At 32.6% G+C, this 6,849-nt stretch carries 10 protein-coding genes; all 10 read left to right on the top strand.

Translation table 11 applies throughout. The annotated features are described in order from the left end of the window. Positions 1-104 precede the first annotated feature (104 nt). On the top strand, positions 105-989 hold the full coding sequence (locus JCM9157_RS22395) for a phosphotransferase family protein (protein WP_035668589.1): 885 nt from the start codon (positions 105-107) through the stop codon (positions 987-989). Next, complete coding sequence (locus JCM9157_RS22400; protein WP_035668591.1) at positions 979-1,233, top strand: DUF2164 domain-containing protein; 255 nt, start codon at positions 979-981, stop codon at positions 1,231-1,233. Before JCM9157_RS22395 ends, JCM9157_RS22400 begins: the two co-directional genes overlap by 11 nt. Before the next feature lie 147 nt (positions 1,234-1,380). Then, positions 1,381-2,169 (top strand): class I SAM-dependent methyltransferase, encoded by a 789-nt coding sequence (locus JCM9157_RS22405; protein WP_035668594.1) that lies wholly within the window; start codon positions 1,381-1,383, stop codon positions 2,167-2,169. A 155-nt stretch (positions 2,170-2,324) separates the two neighbouring features. Further along, positions 2,325-2,843, top strand: coding sequence for an NUDIX hydrolase (locus JCM9157_RS22410; protein WP_035668597.1), 519 nt, complete (start codon positions 2,325-2,327; stop codon positions 2,841-2,843). A gap of 571 nt (positions 2,844-3,414) precedes the next feature. Then, positions 3,415-3,930: a hypothetical protein gene (locus tag JCM9157_RS22415; RefSeq protein ID WP_035668599.1), complete on the top strand. Its 516-nt coding sequence runs from the start codon at positions 3,415-3,417 to the stop codon at positions 3,928-3,930. A 109-nt stretch (positions 3,931-4,039) separates the two neighbouring features. Next, complete coding sequence (locus JCM9157_RS22420; RefSeq protein ID WP_035668601.1) at positions 4,040-4,243, top strand: hypothetical protein; 204 nt, start codon at positions 4,040-4,042, stop codon at positions 4,241-4,243. Between the two features lie 27 nt (positions 4,244-4,270). After that, on the top strand, positions 4,271-4,555 hold the full coding sequence (locus JCM9157_RS22425) for a hypothetical protein (protein ID WP_035668603.1): 285 nt from the start codon (positions 4,271-4,273) through the stop codon (positions 4,553-4,555). Between the two features lie 148 nt (positions 4,556-4,703). Further along, positions 4,704-5,273 (top strand): hypothetical protein, encoded by a 570-nt coding sequence (locus tag JCM9157_RS22430; protein WP_148296950.1) that lies wholly within the window; start codon positions 4,704-4,706, stop codon positions 5,271-5,273. A gap of 101 nt (positions 5,274-5,374) precedes the next feature. Beyond that, entirely contained in the window at positions 5,375-6,109 is a 735-nt protein-coding gene (locus JCM9157_RS22435) for a hypothetical protein (protein WP_035668608.1), read from the top strand. Between the two features lie 209 nt (positions 6,110-6,318). After that, the gene (locus tag JCM9157_RS22440) at positions 6,319-6,768 is read left to right on the top strand and encodes a hypothetical protein (RefSeq protein ID WP_035668610.1); all 450 of its coding nucleotides are present in this window, start codon (positions 6,319-6,321) and stop codon (positions 6,766-6,768) included. Positions 6,769-6,849: the final 81 nt, after the last annotated feature.

Raw genomic sequence — 6,849 nt, forward strand, 5'->3', positions numbered from 1 at the left:
ATTTAACGGAGCAGTTTAGTTGGAGAATAAACGATATTTTAAAGGAGTATTAAGAGGCAAAAAAGAATAACACATAAAGTCGATAAAAATAAAATGAGGTATCTATGCAATCAGAATTTCAATTAGTTAATTGGCAAAACAAAAATGAGTTTTTTAATGAACTTCTTTACAATGAACGTTTAGAAATTAAATTTCTATCGGAAGGTCAAGAGGCTGAAATATTTGTTTTAATTATTGAAAGTGAGCATAAATGTATAATCAAAAGGTGGAGGAAAGGTTTTAGGATAAATGTAAAAAATCAGTTCGATTTTTTGGAAAAAGGTTTGTTGAATGGACTTCCAGTACCTTTTCCATATAGCTGGGGAATTGATAAAAATGATGTTCAATATCTTGTAATGAGTTATGCTGGTTCTCCTCTTAAAACACCTTCTGATAATCAAATTAAATCATTAACTTCTGTTCTTTATTCGATTCATCGAAGTGCGTTAATATTAAATGAGGAAAAAATGAATTTAAGCTCATTTGATGAACTGATTAATGATTATTTTCCAAGATTAAACACTCAATCTGATATAGCAAATCTAATTCAACAGTTAAAAAAAGAAATTCCTATTAGAAAACCAACTTTGATACACGGAGATTTCAACCTTGGTAATGTTCTTTTTAATGATAACAACATAACTGTTATTGATTGGACAAATACCAGAATAGGTGATTTTCGCTATGATTTCGCTTGGGCTTATTTCCTTTTGTGGCTATATAATGGAGAAAAACCATCTCGGTTATTTGCAGATACCTATAAATATCTTTTAAATCATACTGTTATGCCTTTTGAATTTGAGCTTTTTGAATGTATCGCAGCTTTACGTTGGGTGTTGTTAAATCGATTGTTTTCTTTACCACAAGGAATCGAAAAACAAGAGCAAGTTAAGAGATTCATAAAAGAAAGAATACCTGAAAGATTAAGGGGAGATTTTGATGTATATTAGGCTACCGAAGGAAAACAAAGACCAAATTATAAGTAAATTGCAAGATTATTTTTACAATAAACGGGCTGAAGAAATCGGTAATTTGGGTGCTGAAAACCTACTTGATTTTGTATTAAAAGAAATCGGTCCTTATTTTTATAATCAAGGTATAATGGATGCAAAAGAGGTGTTCGAACAGAAAATGCTTAGTATAGAGGAAGATATACTTTCTCTTGAAAGACCAATTTTGAACAAAAGGAACTAAACTTCCTTATTGAACGGGGTGCAATAGCTGAACAGGGAGCTATCGATTTTAAGGCAGCTCCTATCGCTTATTGAAGTAAAGGGCAGTTTAGTTCAATCTACAATTATAGGAATTGGAGTAACTAAAACTTTTTTGGAGGAGATAAGTATGAAGGTTAATTTCGGTAATGTCGCAAAAAATTACGCCAAGTTTAGAAATGATTTACCTATTGAGCTACTTGAAAGTTTAAAACATAGAGGCATTAATTTTAAAAATAAAAAAGTGACAGATTTAGGTTCTGGAACGGGTGTATTAAGTAGAGCTTTACACAAGGAGGGAGCTGTTGTTGTTGGTGTAGAACCATCCAATGAGTTAATCCAAGAAGCCAAAGAAATGGATAAAAATGAAGGTTATATGATTAATTATATTAATGCTTTTTCGGAATCTACAACCTTGTTGGAAGATACATATGATTATATTACCGTGTTAAGAGCTTGGCATTGGTTTGAGAGTGAACAAACTCTTACTGAAATTAAAAGGATTTTAAAGGACAATGGCTCGTTGATAGTTATGGATTCAGGGTTTATTTCTAAAGGTAAAGTTATAGCGGATACTCTTGATATTATTAAAAGATATATGCCAAACGGGAAGTTGAAATCTGCGGGTTCAAAGGCTAAATCGAAACAGTTGATTAACGGGTTTCCAGTTGAGTGGTATAAAGAATGGCAAGAACATCAATTTGACTTACGAGAAACGTATAAGTTTAACTACAACGTTACTTTTACTAATGAGGAATGGTGCGGAAGAGTAGGTTCACTATCGTGGCTATCTGGTTTTGATGAAAATGAGAGAAATGCCATATTGAATGAAATTTACATCCACTTAGACAAAGAGTTTAGTGGAATGAAACACAATATCCTACATGGTTGCTATATTACAGTATTAAATCGCCTATAAGCGAAAGTAGAGATACTTTTCTTCAATAGATTCTTGAACTAACGGGAGCTTCTCTTTAACAAGAAATGCTTTTTTCTATCTCAGTAAAAAGGAAATTAATGTTAAACTATAGGGCAGGTTTGTTTAAAATGGAACTTTTAAAAAGGAGTTAACCAATGGAAAAGTGGGATTTATATGATAAGCATCGTAATAAGATAGAAAAACAAATAACCCGTGGAGATGAAATGACATCAGACGAGTTTCATTTAGTAGTACACGTATGTATATTTAATTCAAAAGGAGAGATGCTCATACAACAACGTCAGCCCTTTAAGCAAGGATGGTCGAACCTTTGGGATATCACTTGTGGTGGAAGTGCGGTTGCAGGCGATACAAGTCAGCAGGCGGCTTCAAGAGAGTTATTCGAGGAGTTGGGGATTCATTATAACTTTGAAAAGATACGTCCACAACTTACTATTAACTTTGAACGTGGGTTTGATGATTACTATTTAATTAAATATGACTTTGATTTGAATGAATTGACATTGCAGACTGAAGAGGTACAGGCAGTCAAATGGGCTTCTAAAGAGGAAATTTTAAAGCTAATCGAACTTAAAAAATTTATACCCTATTATGAGAGTATCATTGCGTTTCTTTTTGAGGGTAGACATCATTATGGCTCTATTCGTCTTTAAATATAACGTGTAAGAATTAATTATATAAAGACCTTGTGAGAACCCAAACAGAGGCTGTAATTGCATTGATTACGAATTTAAGGAATTAGGTTTTAAAAAAAGTAAAAAAGATTGTGAAGTATTTTACTTAAATGTAGTGTAGTGCTTTATTAAGTGAGTAAGTCATTTTGAAGTTATTTTTAAATATTGATTGAACCCTCTACTGGAAGTAAGAACAGGCAATTTGTCACTTTACTTGGAGCCTCTGCGGGCATGATAATGAGCCATGAAGCCAGGGAAATCAATGATTCTGGCTCAGCCAAAACAGGCTATCATGCTCGCCTCTCCAAATAAAGTGCACGACTCTACAGGAACGACTTATTTAAATCTTATACATAAAAAGCTTTAATTTAGCCATTTTTTTTATAAGCACTACAGAAAGTAACGGATGCGATAGCTGAATAAGGGTTATCGCCTTTTCCTTGTTGAAGTAACGGAGCAGAAGAGTTGAATAAGGAATTAACAAGTTTAGCTTAAAATAGAACAAACGAGTGTTAAGGTTTTAATTAGTAGTATATGTGGAGGGGATGTAGTGAGTAAAAAACAGAAGCTATTATTTAGAATTTCGATTGCTGTAAACATCTTATTAGTTATTGTATTGGTGTGGGGATATATAAAGATAAACTTTGCTTCTGAACAGATATTTATTACAGAGGTACAAGGTAATTTAGTTGAATTAGAAGGTTTAATTGCACATCAAATTGAAAATGATTGGTCGGAGCCTAACTTGGTAACTGTAAAAGTTGGAGAAGTAATGACAGGTCTTTGGATAGGCATGCAAACGGGAGAAAACCTAAATTCAGTTTCCAGTAAAGATAAGCAACTCCTAAATAAATTTTACCATCAATTGAAAGCACAGTATCCCTATGATAAACAATATAGTTTTGCAGATGTTTCTGAACAAGATATTGAACATTTCATTGAGTTACGAGAGTTTCTTCGTGATGTAGGTTTAGGTATGAATATTCAAATAAGTAATGAAATAGGTTCTTTTATGGATAAAGTAAAGTCCTTAGTAGAAAAAATCGAAGTACAACAGCAAATGTAATAAGTTCTTTTCTTCTTCAATTAACGGGTGCGTTTCTGAGATTAGTGGAGACGCTTTTTCACTACGGAGCAAAAAGTAAAAAAGGTTTTGCACAAGAGAGGTGTACTTTATGAGAAAAATTTATGAATATATGTCTAATGAAGAAAAAGTTAGAGCGTTGGGATTATTAAGAGTTGATATCAAAGAGTTGGAACAGGAATTACATAACGATTATACAAGGGTAGTTAACGACGCTATAACAGAAACCTTATATAGATACCAAGCAGAGGAAGAATGGCTAAAAAATGAGGTTGAAGAAAAATTAGATTGTTGAACTAATGGAAAAAAAGGGGTGCTGATAATGAAGAAAAAGATTAACATTTGGGCATTTATCTGTTCAATAATCTGTATAGTATTGTTTTTTTTAGTTTCTCTTTCAGGTCCAATTGATTACTCTATTTTGGGTACACACCCTTTAAATCTGGTTTTATATATTACCTTGATAATTTTCTTTTTTGGAGTATTAGGTTTTTCGGGAATTGAAGGTTGGAGAGGGATGGCAAGAAGTGTGGCCACTATTATTCTTACTTTGGGATTATCAGTGTTTTTGACTTTCGTTATTTTCTTTGGGAATTTATTAAGATAACGGGAGATCAGCTTCAATAAGGAACAGTGCTTTTTCTTTTATTGTACTAACGGGCAGGATAATTCAACAAGTTATTAGCTATTTATGGTAAAATAAGGGTATAGGAGGAATTCACATTGAGACATTTTTCGATAACATATTGGTAATAGTGATACTTAGTGCTTGTACTACTACTACTACTGACTCTAACCCCTCAAGCAAAAATTCGATTGAGTTATCTGCGTTAACCGTTGAAGTTGAAGAATATGAATTGAGAGATAGTGGCAATCTTGGAAATGACTCTTCGAAGAACAATTCTAATGAAGAAGCAGAGGGATACAAGAAAGATGTAAAGGTTCTTCACTATAATTTTGAGTTGTTGAATGCTGGTGACGAAGTTATTGGTACAGTAAATGGTGACGGTTCAAATCAATTGATAGTCTATATGGAAGCCCATGATGAATTATTAGCGTTAATGGCGGAGAATTATTGGAAAATTGAAGACACTGAAGGGAAGGCTCCTAACTTACTTTCTAATATGCTAGGATTAAGCGCTAAAAAACAAACCTATTTAAAGCCCAACGAAACAGGACAATACTCCTTAAAATATGAAATCAGTGAAGGTCAAGATTTAAACGATGTATTAGAAAAGGCATACAATGCAGAAATAGTTATTAAATTGGGTGATGTGTTTGAAGAAAGTGAATTATTAAAAAGAATTAATTTGAAAAATAACTAAGGCACATTAGAGTGTTTGCGTTGCTATAGTCAATAATCATCTTAATAGAAGATATTCAGATATGAAGTGTTTTAGTTATTTACGTGAATGGAGGCAGTCAGGTGGCACTACTTTTTGGTGCGTTATCAGTTTTTATTTCCGTGTTAGTAGCTGTAATAGCAGGTCTCCCCTTAAATTTAACATTCGGATTCAAATTCCCATACGAAGGGTATTTTGTTGTTGGGTTTACCTCAACATTTTTCTACTATTTGTACATCTTCAAATACTTTAAAAGTTCTTTTAGGTATTATAAATTGCTAAATGGAATTCCTTTAGCGGCTATTAGCTTCGCTACAATAATGTTTATACAATATAATATCGCATATATAACAAGTGATGGTTTTATCCATAATTTACCCATAGGAGATACACTTAAATCTCAAGTCACCTTCTTAGATTATCTACTATCCCCCCAAGAAGGATTTTTCTTCTTTTTAGGTAGTTCTTTGCCAATGATTATTTTGATTAGTCGTCGAATCATCTGCTACCAGTGTAAAAAAAGTTTTATGGAAGAAAGGCGGCTATTTGATTCTAGTATTGATGATTACTTAAAAGATCTGCAACAAGTTCAAGTGCAGTTTTACAAGGATGAAATAAATGAATTTGCAGGATTTATTAAAGAAAAACGGATGTTGACTAATTTCAATACAAAAAAAAGAAATCTTCCAGATTATACTTTTTATCATCTCACCTGTAACCATTGTAATTCTCAATATATAACAAGCAAGCAGCATAATGACGTCGGAGAAGAACCTACGGAAAAAAAAGCTTACAAAATAGTAGCAAGGAAAGCTTAAGCGACTAAATACCTTGGTGCCTTATTATCTAAAAAAGTGTCACTTACTTTTGTTATAGTTTATAAGTATGTATGTGTAGTTGGTTATGAAATTTAAACATAGAAAATTCATTTAATTATTAACAGGGAGCGCTGCTTCAACAAGAAACAGCTAATGTACTAACGGGCAGGTTTGCATAAAAGCAGATCAATATGAGGGGAGGAATTTAAGTGTTTATTGGTTTTGGCAAGAAAAAAGGGGGATTTTTAGTGAATCAAACATATTTAGGTTTGTGGATGTGTATAGTATCACTACTTCTTTTCGGTTGCTCTGGGGAAAGTGAAACTAAAAAATTGCAAACTGAAGGAGTATATTGGGTTGGTTCCTTAGAAGTAAATGATGAGCAATCTGAGGATCACTTATATGGTATGGGGGAAGAATTAGAGATTGTACTTGAGTATATTGGGAGTAGTGAAGATATTACTAACATTAAACTCTATTTCAAGGATCGATATGATTATAATATAAGTAGAGAAATAACTGAGTTTGAGAGTAATACTATACAAATAACAGACCAAAATACCTTTTATGCAATATATACTATTAATAATAATTACCCAATACTAATTGAGTGGTTCGAAGGAACCGAAGCTAAAGAAGAGGAAATCTACTTTGAATAAATGAATTGAAAGTGAGAAGTTCATAGGATAGGTTATTTTGTCAAAATCTAAATAACCCCTGACCTTCTTCAACTAACGGGT

This window comes from Halalkalibacter akibai JCM 9157 (assembly GCF_000513135.1).
GTDB lineage: Bacteria > Bacillota > Bacilli > Bacillales > Bacillaceae_D > Halalkalibacter > Halalkalibacter akibai.

Bases quoted from the DNA above. Each gene is read 5' to 3' on its own strand.
- JCM9157_RS22395 (WP_035668589.1), top strand. From the start codon at position 105: ATGCAATCAGAATTTCAATTAGTTAATTGGCAAAACAAAAATGAGTTT.
- JCM9157_RS22400 (WP_035668591.1), top strand. From the start codon at position 979: ATGTATATTAGGCTACCGAAGGAAAACAAAGACCAAATTATAAGTAAA.
- JCM9157_RS22405 (WP_035668594.1), top strand. From the start codon at position 1,381: ATGAAGGTTAATTTCGGTAATGTCGCAAAAAATTACGCCAAGTTTAGA.
- JCM9157_RS22410 (WP_035668597.1), top strand. From the start codon at position 2,325: ATGGAAAAGTGGGATTTATATGATAAGCATCGTAATAAGATAGAAAAA.
- JCM9157_RS22420 (WP_035668601.1), top strand. From the start codon at position 4,040: ATGAGAAAAATTTATGAATATATGTCTAATGAAGAAAAAGTTAGAGCG.
- JCM9157_RS22425 (WP_035668603.1), top strand. From the start codon at position 4,271: ATGAAGAAAAAGATTAACATTTGGGCATTTATCTGTTCAATAATCTGT.